This window comes from Mesorhizobium sp. M0243 (assembly GCF_040321775.1).
GTDB lineage: Bacteria > Pseudomonadota > Alphaproteobacteria > Rhizobiales > Rhizobiaceae > Mesorhizobium.
Window position 1 is genome coordinate 20,139 of the sequence record NZ_JAMYSF010000020.1, and the last position, 21,735, is coordinate 41,873.

Genomic DNA, 21,735 nt, shown 5'->3' on the forward strand with positions numbered 1-21,735 from the left:
GAGGACCCCCACCCCTAACCCCTCCCCACAAGGGGGAGGGGGACTCCAGTCGGCGCTGACAACGGCAAACTGCCGACGTTTCAGGCGTCAAAGGTTCGAGTAGGAGTGCGCGGCAGCGTTCCCTCCCCCTTGTGGGGAGGGTTAGGGTGGGGGTCCTTCTTCGCAAGTATCCACATGCGATTGCCCTCCCTCTTGTGGGCGGGGGTTAGGGGTGGGGGTCCGTGCCGGGCAAAGGCCGGCAATAGTGGCTCAAGCGGCTCCCTGCCGGTTGTCGATCATGGCGCGGCGTGCCGAGCGGCTCCACTCGACGGCGCCGGCAAGGCCGTGCAGCACCGTCTCGGTGGTCGCCCAGTCGATGCAGCCATCGGTGATGCTCTGGCCATAGACCAGCGGCTTGCCCGGCACCACGTCCTGCCGGCCGGCGACGAGATTGCTCTCGATCATCAGGCCGATGATGCGCTCGTCGCCTGCCGCGACCTGGCCGGCGACATCGGCCGCGACCTTGGGCTGGTTCTCGGGCTTCTTGGCCGAATTGGCGTGGCTGACATCGATCATCAGCCTGGGCGCAACGCCGATACGAGCGAGTTCCACAGCGGCGGCTTCGACGCTCGCCGCATCATAGTTGGGCTGAACGCCGCCGCGCAGGATGACGTGGCAGTCCTCATTGCCCGTGGTCGTGGCGATGCCGCTGCGCCCGCCCTTGGTCACCGCCATGAAATGATGCGGCTGGGCGGCGGATTTCACCGCCTCGGCGGCTATGCGAAGATTGCCGTCGGTGCCGTTCTTGAAGCCGACCGGGCAGGAGAGGCCCGAGGCCAGCTCGCGGTGGATCTGGCTCTCGGTCGTGCGCGCACCGATCGCGCCCCAGGCGACCAGGTCGGCAATGTATTGCGGCGTGGTCATGTCGAGGAACTCGGTCGCTGCCGGGAGGCCGAGATTGTTGACGGCCGACAGCACGTTGCGTGCCATCCGCAGCCCCTTGTCGATGTTGAAGCTGCCGTCGAGGTCGGGATCGTTGATCAGGCCTTTCCAGCCGACCGTCGTGCGCGGTTTCTCGAAATAGACCCGCATGACGATCTCCAGCCGGTCCGAGAGGCTCTCGCGCAGCGCCGCCAGGCGGCTGGCATAGTCGACGGCCGCGACCGGATCGTGGATCGAACACGGGCCGACAATGACGAGCAGCCGGTCGTCGGTGCCGTTCAAGATGGCATGGGTTGCGTTGCGCGATGCGCTGACGGTGCGCGTCGCCGTCAAAGTGCGCGGTATCTCCCGCATCACCTCGTCCGGTGTGCTCAGTTCTCGGATTTCCTTGACCCGAAGGTCGTCTGTGGTGGTCAACACGGCTTTCTGCTCCTGTCGAGAGCATGATGCCGAAAAGTGTGAAGCGGTTTTCGGACGACATCATGCTCCTCTTTGATTTAGAGGGAACCTGCCGGCTGAAAACAAAAAAGCCGCCAGGTATGGCGGCTGTTCGGATCTTGTTGCTGCAATCTTCAGATCGAGCGCAATCCTCCCGCCGCCAGCGAGCTCCTAAAGTACCAATACGTGGCGGTCAGGTTGATCATGAAGCTCATATAGTCGATGCGGAGGCGCTTGTCACGTGCCCTGATGCGGAGACAATTCGGGATGGCCGAAGCACCCAAACTTCGTCATCCCTGGGCGGAGCAGGAGCGAAGCTCCGTCGCGGAGACCCTGGGATCCATGCCGTGACCTCAGCCGTGGAGTGCATCGGAGCAGAATTCCGCACCGCAGCAACGCTCAGAAGTCGCGGCATGGATCCTCGGGTCTGCGCCGCGTCGCTACGCTCCTTGCTCCGCCCGTGGATGACGAAATTATGGGCGTTTCCGCTAGACTCGCCGGCGTTACTCCGGAGACGCCCCCGCAATGCTCTGATCGTAGTCGACCAGCGATCCGGTCATGACGCCCGACTGCGGGCTCACCATGTAGCTGATCAGCCGTGCAAGCTGGTCCGGCTTGACCAACTGGCCCATCGGCTGCGCCGCCTCGGCCTTGGCCAGCCAGTCGTCCGGCGCGTCGTGCCACTTCTTCTGCACGATGTCCTCGCCCTCTGTGTCCATCCAGCCCGGCAGCACCGCATTGCAGCGGATGCGGTTGTGGCGATAGGCGTTGGCGACGTTCTTGGTCAGCGTCATCAGCGCCCCCTTGCTGGTCGAATAGGGCGTCAGGAACGACTGGCCGGTATGCGCCGACATCGACAGCACATTGACGATCGAGCCGGGTGCCTTCTTTTCCAGGAGATGCGCCACCACGCCCTGCATCAGGAAGAACGGGCCGCGCACATTGGTGTCGAAGATGGTGTCGAACAGCTCTTCGCTGGTTTCGACCAGCGAACCGCGCGCCGATGTCGCGGCGGCGTTGACCAGCGCGTTGATGGTGCCGAAATGCGAGATCGCGTTGGCAACGGCGCGCTTGCAGTCGGCCACTTTAGAGACGTCGGCGCTGATGAAGATCGCGTCGACGCCCGCTTTCCTAAAATGGGCGACGGCCTTGTCGCCCTTCTCTTGCGAGCGGCCGATGAGCGCCAGTGCCCGGCAGCCCTCGTCGGCCAGCGCTTCGGCAACGGCAAAGCCGATCCCCTGGGCGCCACCGGTGACGATGGCGCGTGTCTGTGAATTGCGATCGGCTGTTCCGCTCATCGCTCTGCTCCTGTGGTTTTTTCCAAGGGTTCTTACTTGTCGAGACGGACGGTCTTGCCGGTCGTTGCTGATTTCAGCGCCGCATCGGCCAGCTTCAGCGCGACGAGGCCGTCAGCGCCGCTCGGCGCCGCTTTCTTGCCCGAGGTCGCGGCCGTGATGAACGCGGCGATCTCAATGGCATAGGCGTCGAGGTAGCGGGTCATGAAGAAGTCGTGCAGCGGCGGGCGCGTATAGCCCTTCTCGTTGGCCAGTTCGATCGACACCGGGCGCTGGTTCTCGGCGGCAACCATGCCTTTCGAGCCATGCACCTCGATGCGCTGGTCGTAACCATAGGTGGCGCGGCGCGAGTTTGAGATGACGGCCTGCTTGCCGGAAGCGGTTTCGAGGATGACGCTGACGCTATCGAAATCGCCGGCAGCACCGATCTTCTTGTCGACCAGCACCGAGGCATGGGCGCTGACCGCCACGACCTCTTCGCCGAGCAGGAAGCGCGCCATGTCGAAATCATGGATGGTCATGTCGCGAAAAATGCCGCCCGAGCGCTTAATGTAGTCGATCGGCGGCGCGCCGGGATCGCGCGAGGTGATGGTGACCATCTCGACGGTGCCGATGGCGCCGTCGTCGATCGCCTTGCGGACGGCGGCGAAATGCGGATCGAAGCGCCTGTTGAAGCCGACCATAAGCGTCGCCTTGGTCTTCTCGACCACGGCCAGGCACTTCTCGACGCGCTTGACGTTGAGGTCGATCGGCTTCTCGCAGAAGATCGCCTTGCCGGCCTTGGCGAAGCGCTCGATCAGATCGGCATGGGTGTCGGTCGGCGTGCAGATGACGACGGCGTCGATATCCCCGGCTTTTTCGATATCCTCGATGCTGCGCACCTCGGCGCCATAGGCGCTCGCCAGCTCTTTGGCGGCCTTCTCGAACGCATCGGCAACGGCAACCAGTTTGGCCTGCGGGTTGGAGCCGACGGCGCGGGCGTGGACCTTGCCGATGCGGCCGGCACCGAGGAGAGCGAAGCGAACGGTCATGGGTATTTCCTCTGGGGGGATGGGTTAGAGAGAGTTGTGTCCGCACCTTCTCTGAGGAAGGGGCAAGATTGCTTCAAGCATGCATATCGTCCTTAAAACAGGGTGGTCATCCTGTTTTAGGCTGCGAGTTCCGCCTCCCCGGTCTTGGCGCCGGTGATGTAGGAGACGATATCGTTTCCGTCGGTGTTCTCCTTGCGCAGATTGGCGACGATGCGGCCGCGCCGGAACACGACGATACGGTCGCAGAGATCGAACACCTGGCGCATATTGTGGCTGATCAGGATCAGCGGCTCGCCATTGTCCTTGAGCGTACGGACGATGTTTTCGACCTGCGCGGTCTCCTGCACGCCAAGGGCAGCCGTCGGCTCGTCCATGATGATCAGCTTGGAAGCGAAGGTTGCCGTCCGGGCGATCGCCACGCACTGGCGCTGGCCGCCCGACATGTGGCGGATGGTGTTGGACAGATTGGGGATCTTCACCGCCGTGCGGACGAGCGCCGCCTCGGTCGCTTTGCGCATGTATTTGCGGTCGAGGATCGAGAACGGGCCGAGGTTGAACAAAACCTTCTCGCGGCCGAGGAACAGGTTCGAAGGCACGTCGAGATCGTCGGCCAGCGCCAGGTTCTGGAACACGGTCTCGATGCCCGCCGTACGGGCCTCGATCGGCCCGGCAAAATTCACTTCCTTGCCGTCGAACCAGATCTGGCCGCTTGTGCGCTGCTCGACGCCGGTGATCTGGCGCACGAAGGTCGATTTGCCGGCGCCGTTGTCGCCCATGATGGCGACATGCTCGCCCTTGCGCAGCTCGAAATTCGCCCCTTCCAGCGCGTGCACGCCGCCATAGCGCTTGGTCAGGTTTTCAGTCTTCAGGACGATGTCTGACATGGTCATGCCCTCATTGCCCGCAGGCGTTGGCGCCACTGGTCGAGAACCACCGCACCGACGATGATCACACCCTTGACCATCTCCTGGTAGTAGGCGTCGAGGCGCAGGAAGGTGAAGCCGGAGATGATGACGCCGAAGATCAGCGAGCCGATCACCGTGCCGATGATCGAGCCGCGCCCGCCCGACAGGGAGACGCCGCCGATGACCGCCATGGCGATGGCGTCGAGCTCGTACATCACGCCCATGCCGGACTGCGCGGTCAGGTTCTTGGAGCTCAGCACCACGGCGGCGAGCGCTGCGAGAATGCCGGCGATGACGTAGACCAGGATCTTGTGGTTGGCGATCTTGATGCCGGACATGCGCGCGGCATCTTCGTTGGAGCCGATCGCGTAACAGTGCTTGCCGTACCTGGTGTAGGTCATGATCAGCTGGAACAGGATGGCCAGCGACAGGAAGATGACGACGGGCATCAGGCCTTTGCCGATGCCGGCGAAACTCTCGGTGGGAAACGAGATCGGCTGGCCCTTGGACCACCATTTCGCGATGCCGCGCGCGGTCACCATCATGCCGAGCGTGGCGATGAACGGCGGAATGCGCGTGTAGGCGATCAGCGCGCCATTGACCAGGCCGGCAAACAGGCCGCAGGCGATCGCCACCAGCAGCGGCACGATGACAGGCAGGTCCGTCCAGCCTTGCGCCAAAAACATCGCCTTGGGATTGGGGTTGCCGTTGACCGTCGCCACCTGGGCGAAGCTCATGGCGATCATGGCGGTCGCGCCGACGATCGAGCCCGAGGACAGGTCGATGCCGCCGGTGATGATCACTTGCGTCACGCCGATGGCGATGATGCCGACGATCGACACCTGCAGGATGATGATCTGCAGGCGCGCTTCGTTGAAGATGCCGCCGACGTCGCTGCGGGTGTTGAACAGGAAGCTGTCGCCGAGAAAGACGCGGCCGATCAGTTCGAAGATGACGACGAGAATGACCAGCGCCAGGAAAACATTGAACTCGGCCGGCCATGTGCGCTTCCTCGCATCATAACCGACGCCGCCGACGCCATGAGATGTCTGTGCCACGTATCCTGTCCTCCATCAGCCGCGGTCGCCCTCGCGCCGTGCCGGCGCCGAGGGAGAGAGGGGAGCGGCGCTGTCTTGGTCGAGCGCCGCTCCGTATCGAACCGTTGGCGGCTCAGTTCTTCTTCAGGAACTTGTCGATGTTGGCCGGCGTCACCAGCTGGAAGGGCACGTAGACCTTGTGCTCGATCTTCTCGCCCTTGGAGAGCTTGAGCGCCGCATCGAGAGCGCCGGCGCCCTGGCCGGCCGCGTCCTGGAACACGGTTACGTCGAGGTCGCCCGCCTGCATTGCCGCCAGCGCGTCCTGGGTGGCATCGACGCCGCCGACGACAACCGCCTTCATGTCGATGTTGCCGGCCTTCATCGCCTGGATGGCGCCGATGGCGCTTTCGTCATTGTTGGCGATGACGCCGTCGAACGGCTTGCCGGTCGACAGCCAGTTGGTCATCAGGTTCTGCGCCTCGTCGCGGTTCCAGTTCGACGTCTGCTTGTCGATGATCTTGATGAAGCTGCAATCCGGCGTCGCGATCACATCGTCGATGTCCTTGGTGCGCTGCACGGCGGCCTGGTTGGAAAGCTCGCCCATGATCACATAGACATTGGCTTCCTTCTTGCCGGCTTCCTTGAACAGGCGGCAGACTTCCTTGGTCTCGAGCGTGCCGGAATCGGCTTCGTTCGAGGCGACGAAGGCCTGGTTGTCGGGCAGCGTATCGACATTGACCGGCTCGCGGTTGACATAGACCAGCGGGATCTTGGCTGCCGCGGCTGCGTCCGACATCGCCTGGGTGGCCGAAGTGTCGACCGGGTTGACGATGATGGCATCGACGCCGGAGGCGGCGAAGTTCTTGATCTGGTCGAGCTGCTTGGCAACGTCGTTCTGCGCGTCCTCGACCTGCAGCTCCACGCCGCTCATGCCCTTGGCCTGCTCGATCATGCCGTTGCGCAGCACGGTCAGGAAGTTGTCGTCGAACTTGGCCATCGACACGCCAACCTTGGCGGCCAGGGCGGATGAGCTCATCAGCGCCGCGAAGGCGACGCCCAAAATCAATTTCTTCATTGTGTTTCTCCTCCACATATTGGTGTCCGGTTTCACCGATTTATCCGGAATCCCCGATCTCCCCGGGGAATCTCTCCCTGATATCTTTTCTATTCCGGATGACGCTTGCCTCCTGGCTGGAACGTCAAACCCTCTGTTTGAAACAGATGTTCCGGAACGAAAGAACCAAAATACACAGATGATGAAATATTTATTCCATTTCACATCGGGGCGTCAAGGGCGATTCCGCGGCCTGCCGGCCGATTTACGCATCGCTCTGATGGATTCTATCATTTGCCTCGGCGGCCTTGCGCGGCGGCGGGCTAGATGTTTTCCGGCAGGTAGATGTCAAAGGGCAGGAAGGTCTGGCCCGGAGCGTTGGCGGCGCCGGTTTCGATGGCATGCGCCATCAGGTCGACAAGCTCACGGCACAAAGCGGCGAGCGGGGTCGAGATCACCATGGTGAGGATGTTGTCGGCGAGTGCCGCGCGCGACTCGGCGTTGATCTCGTTGCAGACGACCACCGGCATGGTCGCGGGCTTCGCTGCCCGCAGCGCCGAGACTGCGCCTTCCATGCCGCCGCCCGCGACGTAGCAGCCGGCAAGATCCGGATAACGTGCCAGAAGATCGATCATCGCGTCATGGGTCACCTGGTTGGCTTCCAGATTGACCAGCGTTTCAAGCACGCTGAACTCCGGCGCATGCTCGCGGAAGAAGGAGCGAAAGCCGATCTCGCGCAGCTCATGGCCGTGGAAGCGGTGGCTGCCGACGAAGAGGGCGACCTTGCCAGGCCGCCTGGCTGCTTTGGAGATCATCCATGCGGCGGTGCGCCCGACCTTGCGGTTGTCGAGGCCGATATAGCCCTCCCGGATGCCGGCGGCAAAGTCGGACAGCACCGAAAAGACCGGCTGCCCTCTCGCCTTCATGGTTTCCACGACCGCTGTCAGGGTCGGATGGTCCGGACCGACAACGGCGATTGCCCTCGATTTCGCCGCCAGCCTGCGCATCTGGGAGGCGATCTCGTCGGGAGCCAGGGAACTGGCGAAATCGATGGTCGCAACGCCGCGGAAGCGTTGCGATTGCGATATGGCCAGTTCGAGTTCCCGCGCGAAGTCACCGTAGAAGGCATCATTGCCCCGCAGCAGCAGGAAGCCCAGCCGGTACTCCGGCAATTCCTGGCGCATGCGCTGCTTGATAAGGCCGGCGGCGTGGTAGCCGATATCGGTAGCGGTCTCGTAGACGCGGCGCGCTGTCTCTTCGCGCACTGGCAGCCGGTTGTTCAGCACGCGGTCGACGGTGGCGACACTGACGCCCGAGATGCGCGCCAGATCTGATATTGTCGGCCGCTTCACCATGCTTGCCTCGTCGGATTTGCTTGAGCCTTCGTACATCATCCTGATGGAAAATGATAGAAACTATCTTTGTGATGTTGAGTCTATCATCGGTCGGCGTTACTTTGATGCTCGAAACCAAGGGATTTCACGGCATCGCTCTGGCGGATGCCTTTGCCGAGGGAGGCAATCATGTCCACTGCGCCGTCCCGGCGTGACTACAGCCTGATCGGCCGCGACGCCAGGCTCGCCGTCGAGACCGGCCTGTCGGCCGCCGAGTGGTATCACACCGACATACCGCGCAAGCAGATGAAGGAGCTGATGCAGCGCTCCGACGGGCCGGCGATCCGCGATACGGCGATCTGGTTCGCCGCGCTGATCGTCAGCGGCGCCGGCGGCGCCTGGTTCTGGGGCAGTTGGTGGTGCGTGCCGTTCTTCTTCGTCTATGGCGTCCTCTACGGCTCCTCGACGGATTCGCGCTGGCACGAATGCGGTCATGGCACCGCCTTCCGGACGCAGTGGATGAACGATGCGGTCTATCAGATCGCCTGCTTCATGATCATGCGCAATCCGGTGACCTGGCGCTGGAGCCACACCCGCCATCACACCGACACCATCATCGTCGGCCGCGACCCGGAAATCTCGGTCATGCGGCCGCCTGATCTGGTTCGCGCCATGCTGGGCTTCGTTGGCGTGCTCGACGCCTGGCATGCGATGTCAGACATGCTGCGCAACGCCGCCGGCACCGTCAGCGCCGCCGAAAAGACCTTCATTCCCGAACAGGAACAGCCTAAGGCAATCCGCGTCGCCCGCATCTGGACGGCGATCTATGCCGCCACCGTCGCGCTGGCGCTCTACACCGGTTCGTTTCTGCCGCTGATGCTGGTTGGCCTGCCCAGGCTCTATGGCGCCTGGCATCACGTCATGGTCGGGCTGCTGCAGCATGGCGGCCTGGCCGATAACGTCACCGACCACAGGCTGAACAGCCGCACCGTCTACATGAACCCGATCAGCCGCTTCATCTACTGGAACATGAACTACCATGTCGAGCATCACATGTTCCCGATGGTGCCCTATCATGCGCTGCCGAGGCTGCACGAACTGATCAAGCACGATCTGCCGGAACCGACACCGTCGATCCTGGCCGGCTACCGCGAGATGATCCCGGTCTTCCTGCGCCAGCTGCGCAATGAGGACTATTTCCTCAAGCGCGAGCTGCCGCCGACCGCACGGCCATATCGCGAAGAATTCCACAACGACACTATCGCCGCCGCGGCGGGATGATCGTGCTTCTATCCGATCTAGCCTATTTATTTTAACGCAATTCCGGACGGAAAACCGCTGCGCACTTTTCCTGGATTTGCTTTTGGGGAGGACTTGAATGAGCGACTGGGTCGAGGCCTGCGCCACCGGCGACATAGACGAGGAGGATGTGATGCGCTTCGACCATGGTGGCCGCACCTTCGCCATCTATCGCAGCCCCGACGACGAGTTCTTCGCCACCGACGGCCTCTGCACGCATGAAAAGGTGCACCTGGCCGATGGGCTGGTGATGGACGACATCATCGAATGCCCCAAGCACAATGGCCGCTTCAACTACAAGACGGGTGACGCCCGCGGCGCCCCGGTCTGCGTCAATCTCAAGACCTATCCGGTCAAGGTCGATGCCGGCAAAGTCCTGATCCAGATCGGATGACTGACATGGCGGGGGGGATGCTCATCATCGGCGCCGGCGAATGCGGCGGGCGGGCGGCATTGGCGCTGCGCGACCTCGATTATCGGGGGCCGGTGACGCTGGTCGGCGACGAGCCGCATCTGCCCTACGAGCGCCCGCCTCTGTCCAAGGAGGCGATGGCCAGCGATGCGCCCGAGATCAAGGCGATCGCCAGCGACGCCATTCTGGCCGAGAAATCGATCCGGCATATCCATTCCGTCCAGGCCGTGGCGATCGATCGCGCGGCGCATGCGGTGCGCCTGTCGGACGGATCGGTCCTGCCTTACGACAAGCTCCTGCTGGCAACCGGTTCGACGCCGCGCAAGCTGCCGATGCCGGGACTGGGTCCGCGCTGCGTCTATCTCCGCACCTTTGCCGATGCGCTCGCCATTCGTGCGCATCTCACCGCCGGCAACCGCATCGCCATCATCGGCGGCGGTTTCATCGGTCTCGAACTCGCGGCCGCGGCCCGCAAGCTAGGCGCTGCGGTCACCGTTATCGAGGCGCAGCCGCGCATCCTGATGCGCGGCGTGCCGGCCGAGATCGCCGAAATTATCCACGATGCACACATCGCCGAGGGCGTTGATATTCTGTGCGGGGACGGCATCGCGTCCATCGCCGACGACGGCAACAAGGTGCGCATAGCGCTTGCCGGCGGCCGGGAAATCGTCGCCGACCTCGCGATCATCGGCATCGGCGCCGTGCCGGTGACCGGGCTTGCGGCCGAAGCTGGGCTGGCGATCGACAACGGCATTGCCGTCGATGCTGAGCTGCGCAGCAGCGATCCCGACATCTTTGCCGCCGGCGATTGCTGCTCGTTTCCGCTCGCCGTCTATGGCGGCCGCCGCGTACGGCTGGAAGCCTGGCGCAACGCCCAGGAGCAGGGCGCGCTGGCGGCGAGGAATATGCTGGGTGCCGGCGAGGCGCATGCGGCGGTGCCATGGTTCTGGTCGGATCAATATGGTCTGTCCCTGCAGATTGCCGGGCTGTCCGACGAAGGCAGCAGCACCGTGCGCCGCGACCTCGGCGATGGCGCCTTCATCCTCTTCCATCTGGCTGAAGACGGCAGGCTGGTGGCGGCCAGCGGCGTCGGCCCCGGCAATGCGGTCGCCCGCGACATCAGGCTGGCCGAAATGCTGATCGGCAAACGGGCGAAGCCGGCGCCGGAAGCGCTGGGATCGCAGGATGTGAAGCTGAAGTCGTTGCTGGCGGCCTGAGCCTGCTCTGCCCCTTGTGGGAAGGGTAATCGCATATGGAATTCCTGAGATGTCTGCCCGGCACCGACCCCCACCCCTAACCCCTCCCCACAAGGGGGAGGGAGACTTCCGTCGGCGCCGACCTAGGCTAGTCGCCTGACTTTTCGGCGCCAAAGAAGAATAAAAGGCACGCGACAGCGTTCCCTCCCCCTTGTGGGGAGGGTTAGGGTGGGGGTCCTTCTTCGCAAGAATCCATATGCGATACCCTCCCCACAAGCGGGAGGTAGAGGCCTGAGCTCAAACCCGCTAAAACAGCGCCTTCAGCTCCGGCAATTTGTCGTTCACCAGCCAGCCATAGTAATTCTCTTCCGGCAGCTTTTCCGGCTCGCCGGCGGCGCGGCGCCTGTCGTTCTCCGCCTTCAGCGCGTCGGCGCGCTGCTCCGGATTGCCGACATTGTAGAGCGTGGCGGTCAGCCCTGGATTGCCCGAAATGTCGAAGCCGGCAATGCTTTTGTAGGCATCGATCGATTTCCTGATCGTCGCGGCGACGTAAGGCAGCGTCAGGTCGGGATCCATGATGGTCTTGTAGACCGAATTGGGATCGCCGACGTCGAGCCTGGGCAGGCCCGAAACCTTGTGCACCAGATCGCTCATCTGCAGGGCGGTCAGCGGATTGAGCTGACCCAGGCCGAAGGTCTGGCCGGCATAATAGGGCTGGAAGAAGGTGGCGCCGAAACGGTCGTCGGGAAAGTTCGTCCCGCCGACCGACTTGCCGCGAAACGAACGGTTCCACACCTGTTCGCGGCATTCCCACAGATCGTAGCTGTCGGACATTGCGGCGCATTTCTTGAATTCCGGCCGCTGCACGAAATCGGTGATGTCCTCGCCGTCATAGGCGAAGGACAGCTTGCTGGAGAGATAGGAGATCGCCTTGACATAGTAGGTCTGCAGCCGGTCATAGGCATCGACATTGTAGGTGTGCTCGCCGACGATGGCGCCGACGATGTGCAAGGGATCGATGCCGTAGGTGGCGGCTGCCTTCTTGATCTTGCCGCGCAGATCGGCGTCGTTCTGCAGCAGGGCGTAGACCTTGCGGTACTTCGCCTGGAAGCTGGTGTTGGTCGCTTGCGTGCGCCGGCTGGAGGCGCCGGGAATGTCGGGCTGCACGGCATTGCGATTTCCCGGCGCCACCAATGTCGCTGCCTCGGCGGCGAACAGCGTCGCCGCCAGCGTCAAGCCGAGAATGACCAGGATAAGTTTTTTCATGCACCGCCGCCCAAGCAATTCCAGGAAAAGTGTGAAACGGTTTTCCGGAATTGCGTCAAACCAAGAGATCGAGAATTGCCGCGCAAACTAGGTAAAGCTCTTGGTCGAGTCGAGAGCGCCCCTTCACCCGGCACTACGAAAGCTGGCCAGATGATACCATCTGGCCACACATGATTTTGCTGGCCGGAAAATGTTGCCTGGACCGGCGCCGGAACGTTCCGGCGCCGTCGTTCAAAGGATGAACCGCGACAGGTCGGTATTCCTGGAGAGATCGCCGACATGCTTTTCCACATAGGCGGCGTCGATGGTGACGCTGGTTCCGTTGCGGTCGGGCGCGTCGTAGGAGATTTCGTCCAGCACCCGCTCCATCACTGTCTGCAGTCTTCTTGCGCCGATGTTCTCGACGCTCGCGTTGAGGTCGACGGCAATGCCGGCCAGCGAATCGATAGCGTCGTCGGTGAAGGTCAGGTCGACGCCCTCGGTCTTCATCAGCGCGATATACTGCTTGATCAGGCTGGCCTCTGTCTCGGTCAGGATACGGACGAAATCGTCCTTTTCCAGCGCCCGCAGCTCGACCCGGATCGGCAGGCGGCCCTGCAATTCCGGCAACAGGTCTGACGGCTTGGACACGTGGAACGCACCCGAGGCGATGAACAGGATGTGGTCGGTCTTCAGCGGTCCGTATTTGGTCGCCACCGTGGTGCCTTCGATCAGCGGCAGCAGGTCGCGCTGCACGCCTTCGCGGGAAACGCCGGCGCCCATGCCGCCTTCACGCGACGCGATCTTGTCGATCTCGTCGAGGAAGACGATGCCGTCATTCTCCGTCGCATCGAGCGCCCGGCGCACCACCTCGTCCTGGTCGAGCAGCTTGTCGGACTCGTCGTTGACCAGCAGATCGTAGGACTCCTTGACCGTCGTCTTGCGCATCTTGGTCTTCTTGCCGCCCATCGCCTTCGACAGCATGTCGTTGATGTTCAGCACGCCGATATTGGCGCCCGGCATACCGGGGATTTCGAAGCCGGGCATGCCGCCAGCGCCGGTGTCGGCGACCTCGACCTCGATCTCCTTGTCATCGAGTTCGCCGTCGCGCAGCTTCTTGCGGAAACTATCGCGGGTGGCCGGGCTCGCCGTCTTGCCGACCAATGCTTCCAGTACGCGTTCCTCGGCGTTGACGTGGGCGCGCGCCTTGACGTCCTCGCGCATCTTCTCGCGCACCAGGCCGATGGCGATCTCGACCAGATCACGGATGATCTGTTCGACATCGCGGCCGACATAGCCGACCTCGGTGAACTTGGTCGCCTCGACCTTGACGAAAGGCGCACCGGCGAGCCGCGCCAGGCGGCGCGAGATTTCCGTCTTGCCGACGCCGGTCGGCCCGATCATCAGGATGTTCTTCGGCATCACCTCTTCGCGCATCTGGCCTTCCAGCTGCTGGCGGCGCCAGCGGTTGCGCAAGGCGATAGCCACGGCGCGCTTGGCGTCCTTCTGGCCGATGATGAAACGGTCGAGTTCCGAAACGATTTCGCGGGGAGAAAATGTGCTCATATCACTAGATTCCACTTTGCCACTGCTTGATGGCCTCGAACGGATGCAGCAGCATGATCACGTTGAGTGTCAGATTGTCCCGGATGAGATAGCCGGTACCGAGTTCGAAGATGATGGCAAGGCTGACGATCACCCATATAGGTAGCCTTCGCGCCATCACAAATCCCAGCACCATGGCCAGTGTGTCGGACACCGAATTGATGATGCTGTCGCCGTAATAGTCGAGCGAGATGGTGCCGGCGCGGTAGCGCTCGATGATGAACGGGCTGTTTTCGAGCAGCTCCCAGCCGCCTTCGATGAAGACGGCGAACGCCAGCCTCAGTCCGATCGGCGAACGCGGGAACAGGAATTTGGCCAGCGCATAGAACAGGAAGCCGTGGATGATGTGCGAGAACGTATACCAGTCCGAAATGTGCTGGGAATTCTCCGAACTGTTCACCACGCCGTGCCAGAGTTTCACATAGCCGCAGGTGCAGATCGGCGTTCGCCCCATGCCGTAGAGCGCCCCGGCCTGGAAGATGATCAGGGCGAGGACGAGCAGAAGCCCCATCCGCCAGCTGTCTTCATAGGCCGAATAGCTGCTCTCCGTGGCCGGTGTCGTCATCGGTTCATTCCCCCTCGTTTCGCGTCGCCGTGTCGATCATCACAAAGCCTTGTCACGCCTTCAGCGGCGGTAGCCGGCGGATCACGGCAGCCGGCAAGGTGGGTTTGACCACAATCCGCCGGATACGCTGCCAGCCAGCCCCGAACAGAATAATCAGCGCGCCAACAACGACCAGGATCAAGGCAAAAGGCGGGATACCCGTCGAATCGGAGGCGGAATTCACCAGATAGTAGATGCCCAGCGAGCCGAAGTAAGCCAATGTCGGAACCAGAAGCGAACGGCGGTCGATGGCAAGCGCGACATAGAGGAAGCCAAGGATCAGAATCGTCAGCATGATGGTTGCATTGGCATCCGGCGCGATATGTCCGAATACGACGTTCTGGCCGGTTGCCATGATAAACAGCGGATGCACCAGCATGGGCGCCGAGACGACATGCAGCCAGAAAGCGCAATCAGACCAGATCTTGCGTCGATCCCTGTCGTAAATGTCAAAAGCTACACCCGTTGCGAACACGATCAGGCCGCAGATCAGCGGCATGTAAAGTGCCGCGCGGAGCAATTCGGGAACATCCTCAATACGCGGCGGCGCAATCGCACCCGCTGTCACGCTGTCATACAGGATTATCGCCGTTTGCAGGAAGGCAAGCAGTGTAAAGGCGATGGCGATAGCCCCGGCAATGATGGGGACGCGAAAACGCCAGAAATAGATCGCCGCCGCGATTATTCCTCCGCCCAGGAACAGATATCCAGCCTGGGACGCCTTCTGGCGCAACGCCAATAGCTGCCAGATAGTCTCCGGCTTGCGTATGCCGAAGCTGGACTCCACCTGTAGCGCCAGAGCGGCCAGAATGGCGGCCATGAAAATCAGGGCAAGCACGGACGACGATAATTTCATCCGGTGCTGACGCGTGACAATTTCGGCAAGCCCCCAGGCGAAAACCGCGAGGATGCCGGCGATCCAGAATGTCTGGCCTGGAAGCAAGGTGGTGAGGACAAAGAAGAAGCCGGCGCTGAGCAGAACGGTTCCAACGGTGACGAACAGATCGTTGCCGCCGCCGACCAGCCGCAGGTTTTCCTCGTCACCCTCGTCATCGGCGCGCCTGGCCTCGGGGGCGAGAGCGACCGCACGTTCCATGGCCTCCAACCGATCGCGAAGGGTCTGCGAGATCAAACCTTTCGCGATTGCCTTGTCGAGGGTTTCGGCGCTGATCAATTGGGCTCCTGCGTCGCGTCGCGCGCCATCATCAAGGCCGGCCCGTACTCCGATGTTCTGGTGTCAAAGGCAACAAAGCCAGCCTTTTCATAGGCGCGGATGGCCCTGACATTGGCGGGATCAGGATCGATGATGACGCGCGGCACGCCTTCGTCGAAAAGCTGTTCGACGAACTGGCGCACGATTGCCGAGCCATGGCCGAGCCCGACCAGCTCCGGCCGGCCGATCGACAGGTCGATGCCGAGCGTGCCGAACGGCTGGTCGGCATAGGGATGGCCGTCCTCCAGATGCGGATCATAGGTCTGCAGATAACCGATCGGCTTGCCGTCGAGTTCGATAATCAGCGGCTCGACGGAAATCGAGTCGATGTGCTCGCGGATCTGCGCGATCTCGATCTCGGGATCGTCCCACCACTCGGCGACATGCGGTTCGGCGAGCCAGCCGGCGATCATCGGCAGGTCTTTCTCGGTCACCGGCCGAAAATCATAGCTATCTTCTTGTTGGACCATGATCTCTGGACGAACGGAACCGTTCGTCCGAGAAAACCGGTTTCCACGTTTCGGGATCATGGTCGGCCCGCTCAGCCGACATCGAGCGTTTCGACGACGAAGCTGTTGTTGGTGTAGACGCAGATGTCGGATGCGATCTGCATCGCCTTGCGGGCGATCTCCTCGGCATCCTTGTCGCTGTCCATCAGCGCGCGTGCCGCCGCCAGCGCGTAATTGCCGCCCGAACCGATGGCCATGACACCAAATTCGGGTTCGAGCACGTCGCCGGTGCCGGTCAGCGCCAGCGACACCGACTTGTCGGCCACCAGCATCATCGCCTCGAGCCGGCGCAGATAGCGGTCGGTGCGCCAGTCCTTGGCGAGTTCGACGCAGGCGCGCGTCAGCTGGTCTGGATATTGTTCGAGCTTGGCCTCGAGCCGTTCCAGCAGCGTGAAGGCGTCGGCGGTGGCGCCGGCGAACCCGGCGATCACATTGCCGCCCTTGCCGATGCGGCGCACCTTCTTGGCGTTGCCCTTCATGATGGTCTGGCCAAGGCTGACCTGGCCGTCGCCGGCGATCACCACCTTGTTGCCTTTGCGCACCGTCACGATGGTCGTGGCGTGCATGGTCAGATTATCGGACATTTCCTGGCTCCGAGCAGCGCCATCCCGATCAGGCGATTGGCGCGGTACGAGTAACTTTGATCGGCCATATGTATGCATGGGGCCGGTGATTGCAAATCGCCTCCGCGGCAAGGCCGATACCGCTGCCAGAGGCAACTGGCAATCGCCGGACCATGCTGCTAGAAGGCTTTCGTTTTCAAGCCTGCGAGCGCTTGAAGCCTCTGAGCCGGTCACGATGTGAACCTCTGCGACAAGGATAGAGTGATGCCGCCCCGTTCCGCCGAAGCAAGCCGCAAGACCAAGGAAACCGACATCTCCGTGTCGGTCCATGTCGACGGCTCCGGCAAGTCGGATATCGCCACGGGGGTCGGCTTCTTCGACCATATGCTGGACCAACTCTCGCGCCATTCCCTGATCGACATGACGGTCAGGGCCAAGGGCGACCTGCATATCGACGATCATCACACGGTCGAGGATACCGGCATCGCGCTCGGCCAGGCGCTGGCCAAGGCACTGGGCGAGCGGCGCGGCATCATGCGTTATGCCTCGATCGACCTCGCGATGGACGAGACGCTGACGCGCGCCGCGATCGACGTGTCCGGCCGTCCCTTCCTGGTCTGGAACGTTTCCTTCTCATCGCCGAAGATCGGTACTTTCGACACCGAGCTGGTGCGCGAATTCTTCCAGGCGCTGGCGCAGAATGCCGGCATCACGCTGCATGTCACCAATCACTATGGCGCCAACAACCATCACATCGCCGAGACCTGCTTCAAGGCGGTGGCGCGCGCGCTGCGCGCTGCTCTCGAACGCGATCCGCGCCAGCCGGATGCGGTTCCCTCCACCAAGGGATCGTTGAAGGGATAAGGCCATGGCCACCTATGTCGTGATGGAACCGCCAGGCCGCAGCGAGAAGGCCGATGCAACGGCCTTTGTCCGCGATGGCTTCACCTGGCTGGGCCTGCTCGTGCCGCCGCTATGGTTCGCCTGGCATCGGTTGTGGATCGAGGCAGCGCTTGCCTTCGTCGTCATGGGCCTGCTTTCGATGCTGGGCCAGAAGCTCGGCCTTGGTCTGGCCGGCTCGCTGCTGTCACTGTTGGTTTCGCTCTATGTCGGACTGGAAGGGCAAGGCCTGCGCATCGCGGCACTTCGCCGGCGCGGTTGGCACGAATGGGGCGCGGTCGAAGCCGGTTGGCTCGACGACGCCGACACACGCTATGCGCTCGAGGCGGAAGCGCTTCCCGATCAGGCCGCACCGGCACCGCGCATGGTCCCGGACGCTGCCCTGGCGCGGCCGTCGCAGCCGGGCATGGCGCTGGGGCTGACCCACATCCCGGGAAGAAGCTGACATGCGGGTTGCGATCATCGACTACGGCTCGGGCAATTTGCGCTCGGCCACCAAGGCTTTCGAGCGCGCCGCGCTGGAAGCCGGCATATCGGCCGATATCGACCTGACCGCAGATGCCGAGCGGGTGCGCACGGCCGATCGCATTGTCCTGCCCGGCGTCGGCGCCTATGCCGACTGCGCGGCCGGCCTGCAGGCCGTCGAAGGCATGTGGGAAGCCGTCGAAGAGGTCGCGATCGTCAAGGGCCGGCCGTTCCTGGGCATCTGCGTCGGCATGCAGCTGATGTCGCAGCGCGGCCTCGAAAAGACGATTACCGAGGGCTTCGGCTGGATATCGGGCGACGTGAAGGAGATCATGCCTTCCGATCCGGCGCTGAAGATCCCGCAGATCGGCTGGAACACGATCGAGCTCAAGCGCCAGCATCCGCTGTTTGCCGGCATACCGACTGGCGCAAGCGGGCTGCATGCCTATTTCGTGCATTCCTATCATCTCGATGCGCGCAAGGCGGACGAGGTTCTGGCGGTTGCCGACTATGGCGGCCCGGTGACGGCGGCTGTCGCCCGCGACAATCTCGTCGGCACGCAGTTCCACCCGGAAAAGAGCCAGGCGCTCGGCCTGACGCTGATCACCAATTTCCTGCGTTGGAGGCCCTGAAAACCGATGAGCAAGAAGGGCTACTGGATGGCGATGGTCGAGGTGACCGATCCGGAAAACTATCCGCTATACATTGCCGCCAACAAAGCGGCTTTCGACAAATATGGCGCAAAATTCCTGACCCGCGGCGGTCAGTCGTCGAGCCCGGAAGGGCCATCGGGCAATCGCCATGTCATCATCGAGTTCGAGAGCTACGCGGTCGCACTCGCCTGCTTCCATTCGCCCGAATACCAGGCGGCGCTGAAGTTCCGACGCCTCTATTCGACGTCGCATTTCGCCATTGTGGAAGGCGCCTGAACGGATGATCCTTTTCCCCGCCATCGACCTCAAGGACGGCCAGTGCGTGCGCCTCAGGCACGGTGACATGGCCACCGCGACCATCTACAACGACGATCCTGCCGCTCAGGCGCGAGCCTTCGAGCAACAGGGCTTCGAATGGCTGCATGTCGTCGACCTCAACGGCGCCTTCCAGGGCCAGAGCGTCAACAGTGCGGCGGTCGGCGCCATCCTCAAGGCGACGAAGAACCCGGTGCAGCTCGGCGGCGGCATCCGCACGCTGGCGCAGATCGAGGACTGGCTCGATCGCGGGCTGGCCCGCGTCATCCTGGGCACGGTGGCGGTGCGTGACCCGGACCTGGTCAAGCAGGCCTGCAAGGCGTTTCCGGGCAAGGTCGCCGTCGGCATCGACGCCAAGGGCGGCAAGGTCGCCGTCGAGGGCTGGGCCGAGGCGTCGAGCCTTGGCGTCATCGAACTGGCGAGGAAATTCGAGGGCGCCGGCGTCGCCGCCATCATCTACACCGACATCGACCGCGACGGCGTTTTGACCGGCATCAATTGGGACGCCACCATCGACCTCGCCGATGCCGTGTCGATCCCGGTGATCGCTTCCGGCGGCCTCGCCTCGATCGCCGACATCGTGCGCATGACCATGCCCGATGCGCAAAAGCTCGAAGGCGCGATCTCCGGGCGCGCGCTCTATGACGGCCGCATCGATCCGGCCGAGGCCCTGGCGATCCTCCAGGGCAGGGCGGAGCCGCGGACGTGAAAATTTCCATCATCCTGGCCTCCTATGACAGCGGCCATTACCATGGCGGCATGGGCCAAGGTCCGGACGCGCTGGTCTCGGGCGGGCTCGTCGAAGCCTTGACGATGGCCGGTCACGACGTCGCGGTCGGGGACATCGGCAAGGTCGGAGACGATCAGGAGCGCGAGATCGCCACCGGCTTTGCCGTCTGCAACGCGGTTGCGAGCGAGGTTCGTCTTGCCCGTGACGCCGGTCGGTTCCCGATCGTCCTTGCCGGAAACTGCCTGACCAGCGCCGGCGCGGTCGCCGGCGAAGACGCCGATGCGATCATCTGGGCCGACCAGCATGGCGACCTGAACACGCCCGAGACATCCACATATGGCTTTCTCGACGGCATGGCGCTGGCGACGGTGCTTGGCCTGTGCTGGCGGCCGATGGCGTCGGCCATTCCCGGCTTCAGGCCGATCGATCCGTCGCGTTGCGTGCTCGTCAACGCGCGCGATCTCGATCCGGCGGAAAGACAGCTTCTCGAGACCTTGCCGATCGTGCGGACGGAATGCTCCGGGGTGGCCCAGGCGGCCGAAAGACTGAAGATCGCCGGCGCCAGACGCGTGCACATGCATCTCGATATGGACGTGCATGATCCCCGGGAGCTGCAGGCCAACCGCTATATCACTTCGGGCGGCCCGAGCCCGGAACAGCTGCGCGACGCCACTTGCGCCATGGCGCTGGCGGTGCCGGTCGTCGGCATCACCGTCTCCGCCTACGACCCGGCCTTCGATGCCCAGGCCGATGTTCCGCCGCTGGTTGGCCAGTTGCTGAACGATCTCATCGCCACGATAGAGGGCCGCTGATGCTGAAAGCCCGTGTCATCCCCTGTCTCGACGTCAAGAACGGCCGTGTCGTCAAGGGCGTCAACTTCGTCGATCTCGTCGACGCCGGCGATCCGGTCGAGGCGGCCAAGGCCTATGACGCGGCCGGCGCCGACGAACTCTGCTTCCTCGACATCACCGCTTCGTCGGACAATCGCGAAACCATCTTCGACGTCATCGCACGCACCGCCGAACAATGTTTCATGCCGCTGACCGTCGGGGGCGGCGTGCGCCAGGTCGCCGATATCAGGAAGCTGCTCTTGGCCGGCGCCGACAAGGTGTCGATCAACACGGCCGCGGTGAAGAACCCGGATTTTGTTGCCGAGGCCGCCGACAAGTTCGGCAACCAGTGCATCGTCGTCGCCATCGACGCCAAGAAGGTGTCGAGCACCAGTGAGACCGACCGCTGGGAGATCTTCACCCATGGCGGCCGCGAAAAGACCGGCATCGATGCGGTCGAGTTCGCCCGGAAAATGGTCGATCGCGGCGCCGGCGAGATCCTGCTGACCTCGATGGATCAGGACGGCACCAAGGCCGGCTACGACATCGCGCTGACCCGCGCGATATCAGACGCCGTGCGCGCGCCGGTGATCGCTTCCGGCGGTGTCGGCACGCTCGACCACATGGTCGAAGGCATTCGCGACGGCCATGCCGGCGCGGTTCTGGCGGCGTCGATCTTCCATTTCGGCACCTACACGATAGCGCAGGCCAAGGCACATATGGCCGCCGCGGGGCTGCCGATGCGGCTGGACTCTGTGAATAATCGGCCCTAAAGCATGATCCCGAAAAGTGGGAACCGGTTTTCGGAAAAGATCACGCTTAAACAAGCAGATAGATGACGCCATGGCTGAGTTTTCGCTTTCCGATCTGGAAAAAATCGTTGGGGAACGCGCCCATTCCGGCGACCCGGACTCGTGGACGGCAAAACTGTTCGCGCGCGGCATCGACAAGGCGGCGCAGAAGCTCGGCGAGGAGGCGGTCGAGACGGTGATTGCCGCCGTCAAGGGCGACAAACCGGCCATCGTTTCGGAAAGTGCCGATCTTATATATCATTGGCTCGTCGTTCTCGGCCTCTCCGGGGTTCCGCTGAGCGACGTGCTTAGGGAACTCGAAGGCCGCACCCGGCGTTCGGGCATCGCCGAGAAGGCGTCACGGCCCAAGGGCTGACCGCGAGGAGGGCA

24 protein-coding genes are annotated in these 21,735 nt (G+C 63.0%); 11 read left to right on the forward strand and 13 right to left on the reverse strand.

Annotated elements, in window-relative coordinates; all coding sequences use genetic code 11:
- Window positions 1–249: 249 nt before the first annotated feature.
- The 7 genes from NKJ11_RS23220 to NKJ11_RS23250 all read right to left on the reverse strand — a co-directional run bounded on the left by NKJ11_RS23220 (window position 250) and on the right by NKJ11_RS23250 (window position 8,036).
- Entirely contained in the window at window positions 250–1,341 is a 1,092-nt protein-coding gene (locus NKJ11_RS23220; RefSeq protein ID WP_352794323.1) for a 3-deoxy-7-phosphoheptulonate synthase, read from the reverse strand.
- Window positions 1,342–1,862: 521 nt separating this feature from the next.
- Window positions 1,863–2,657 (reverse strand): SDR family oxidoreductase, encoded by a 795-nt coding sequence (locus tag NKJ11_RS23225; RefSeq protein WP_352794324.1) that lies wholly within the window; start codon window positions 2,655–2,657, stop codon window positions 1,863–1,865.
- 32 nt (window positions 2,658–2,689) lie between these two features.
- The gene (gene iolG, locus NKJ11_RS23230; protein ID WP_352794325.1) at window positions 2,690–3,685 is read right to left on the reverse strand and encodes an inositol 2-dehydrogenase; all 996 of its coding nucleotides are present in this window, start codon (window positions 3,683–3,685) and stop codon (window positions 2,690–2,692) included.
- A gap of 116 nt (window positions 3,686–3,801) precedes the next feature.
- Window positions 3,802–4,569: an ATP-binding cassette domain-containing protein gene (locus NKJ11_RS23235; protein ID WP_023810655.1), complete on the reverse strand. Its 768-nt coding sequence runs from the start codon at window positions 4,567–4,569 to the stop codon at window positions 3,802–3,804.
- 2 nt (window positions 4,570–4,571) lie between these two features.
- A complete protein-coding gene (locus tag NKJ11_RS23240) occupies window positions 4,572–5,648 on the reverse strand; it encodes an ABC transporter permease (protein WP_023810654.1) in 1,077 nt (358 codons plus the stop codon).
- Window positions 5,649–5,760: 112 nt separating this feature from the next.
- Complete coding sequence (locus NKJ11_RS23245) at window positions 5,761–6,702, reverse strand: sugar ABC transporter substrate-binding protein (protein WP_352794326.1); 942 nt, start codon at window positions 6,700–6,702, stop codon at window positions 5,761–5,763.
- Between the two features lie 302 nt (window positions 6,703–7,004).
- A complete protein-coding gene (locus NKJ11_RS23250) occupies window positions 7,005–8,036 on the reverse strand; it encodes a LacI family DNA-binding transcriptional regulator (RefSeq protein WP_352672869.1) in 1,032 nt (343 codons plus the stop codon).
- A gap of 168 nt (window positions 8,037–8,204) precedes the next feature.
- On the opposite strand from NKJ11_RS23250, the gene NKJ11_RS23255 reads away from it, so the two are divergent.
- The 3 genes from NKJ11_RS23255 (at window position 8,205) to NKJ11_RS23265 (ending at window position 10,943) form a co-directional block, all read left to right on the forward strand.
- A complete protein-coding gene (locus NKJ11_RS23255) occupies window positions 8,205–9,296 on the forward strand; it encodes a fatty acid desaturase family protein (RefSeq protein WP_352794327.1) in 1,092 nt (363 codons plus the stop codon).
- A 97-nt stretch (window positions 9,297–9,393) separates the two neighbouring features.
- A complete protein-coding gene (locus NKJ11_RS23260) occupies window positions 9,394–9,708 on the forward strand; it encodes a Rieske (2Fe-2S) protein (RefSeq protein ID WP_027161041.1) in 315 nt (104 codons plus the stop codon).
- Complete coding sequence (locus NKJ11_RS23265) at window positions 9,705–10,943, forward strand: NAD(P)/FAD-dependent oxidoreductase (RefSeq protein WP_352794328.1); 1,239 nt, start codon at window positions 9,705–9,707, stop codon at window positions 10,941–10,943. Before NKJ11_RS23260 ends, NKJ11_RS23265 begins: the two co-directional genes overlap by 4 nt.
- 285 nt (window positions 10,944–11,228) lie before the next feature.
- Here the strand turns inward: NKJ11_RS23265 and NKJ11_RS23270 are convergent, their stop codons facing one another.
- From NKJ11_RS23270 to hslV, 6 genes are all read right to left on the reverse strand, one after another.
- Entirely contained in the window at window positions 11,229–12,188 is a 960-nt protein-coding gene (locus NKJ11_RS23270; protein ID WP_352794329.1) for a DUF1402 family protein, read from the reverse strand.
- Between the two features lie 231 nt (window positions 12,189–12,419).
- Window positions 12,420–13,733, reverse strand: a complete 1,314-nt coding sequence (gene hslU, locus NKJ11_RS23275) for an ATP-dependent protease ATPase subunit HslU (protein WP_023810648.1) — start codon at window positions 13,731–13,733, stop codon at window positions 12,420–12,422.
- Between the two features lie 4 nt (window positions 13,734–13,737).
- Window positions 13,738–14,337, reverse strand: coding sequence for a DUF2585 domain-containing protein (locus NKJ11_RS23280; RefSeq protein ID WP_352794330.1), 600 nt, complete (start codon window positions 14,335–14,337; stop codon window positions 13,738–13,740).
- A 52-nt stretch (window positions 14,338–14,389) separates the two neighbouring features.
- The gene (locus tag NKJ11_RS23285) at window positions 14,390–15,550 is read right to left on the reverse strand and encodes a hypothetical protein (protein WP_352794331.1); all 1,161 of its coding nucleotides are present in this window, start codon (window positions 15,548–15,550) and stop codon (window positions 14,390–14,392) included.
- Window positions 15,547–16,059 carry a GNAT family N-acetyltransferase gene (locus tag NKJ11_RS23290; RefSeq protein WP_023810645.1) on the reverse strand — a complete coding sequence of 171 codons (513 nt, stop codon included), beginning with the start codon at window positions 16,057–16,059 and terminating at the stop codon, window positions 15,547–15,549. The genes NKJ11_RS23285 and NKJ11_RS23290 overlap by 4 nt, the downstream gene beginning before the upstream one ends.
- A 71-nt stretch (window positions 16,060–16,130) precedes the next feature.
- Entirely contained in the window at window positions 16,131–16,682 is a 552-nt protein-coding gene (gene hslV, locus NKJ11_RS23295) for an ATP-dependent protease subunit HslV (protein ID WP_256746590.1), read from the reverse strand.
- A 243-nt stretch (window positions 16,683–16,925) separates the two neighbouring features.
- Here hslV and hisB point away from each other — a divergent pair, with 243 nt between their 5' ends.
- From hisB to NKJ11_RS23335, 8 genes are all read left to right on the forward strand, one after another.
- Window positions 16,926–17,525: an imidazoleglycerol-phosphate dehydratase HisB gene (hisB, locus tag NKJ11_RS23300; protein ID WP_127414699.1), complete on the forward strand. Its 600-nt coding sequence runs from the start codon at window positions 16,926–16,928 to the stop codon at window positions 17,523–17,525.
- A gap of 4 nt (window positions 17,526–17,529) precedes the next feature.
- Window positions 17,530–18,006: a DUF2628 domain-containing protein gene (locus NKJ11_RS23305; RefSeq protein WP_352611029.1), complete on the forward strand. Its 477-nt coding sequence runs from the start codon at window positions 17,530–17,532 to the stop codon at window positions 18,004–18,006.
- A gap of 1 nt (window position 18,007) precedes the next feature.
- Window positions 18,008–18,658 (forward strand): imidazole glycerol phosphate synthase subunit HisH, encoded by a 651-nt coding sequence (hisH, locus tag NKJ11_RS23310; RefSeq protein ID WP_352794332.1) that lies wholly within the window; start codon window positions 18,008–18,010, stop codon window positions 18,656–18,658.
- A 6-nt stretch (window positions 18,659–18,664) separates the two neighbouring features.
- On the forward strand, window positions 18,665–18,955 hold the full coding sequence (locus tag NKJ11_RS23315; RefSeq protein ID WP_127289536.1) for a DUF1330 domain-containing protein: 291 nt from the start codon (window positions 18,665–18,667) through the stop codon (window positions 18,953–18,955).
- 4 nt (window positions 18,956–18,959) lie between these two features.
- Window positions 18,960–19,703 carry a 1-(5-phosphoribosyl)-5-[(5-phosphoribosylamino)methylideneamino]imidazole-4-carboxamide isomerase gene (gene hisA, locus NKJ11_RS23320; protein WP_023810640.1) on the forward strand — a complete coding sequence of 248 codons (744 nt, stop codon included), beginning with the start codon at window positions 18,960–18,962 and terminating at the stop codon, window positions 19,701–19,703.
- Window positions 19,700–20,536: an arginase family protein gene (locus NKJ11_RS23325; protein WP_023810639.1), complete on the forward strand. Its 837-nt coding sequence runs from the start codon at window positions 19,700–19,702 to the stop codon at window positions 20,534–20,536. Before hisA ends, NKJ11_RS23325 begins: the two co-directional genes overlap by 4 nt.
- Window positions 20,533–21,327 (forward strand): imidazole glycerol phosphate synthase subunit HisF, encoded by a 795-nt coding sequence (gene hisF / locus NKJ11_RS23330; RefSeq protein WP_352794371.1) that lies wholly within the window; start codon window positions 20,533–20,535, stop codon window positions 21,325–21,327. The genes NKJ11_RS23325 and hisF overlap by 4 nt, the downstream gene beginning before the upstream one ends.
- Before the next feature lie 70 nt (window positions 21,328–21,397).
- A complete protein-coding gene (locus NKJ11_RS23335) occupies window positions 21,398–21,721 on the forward strand; it encodes a phosphoribosyl-ATP diphosphatase (RefSeq protein ID WP_128302728.1) in 324 nt (107 codons plus the stop codon).
- The last annotated feature ends 14 nt before the right edge of the window (window positions 21,722–21,735 follow it).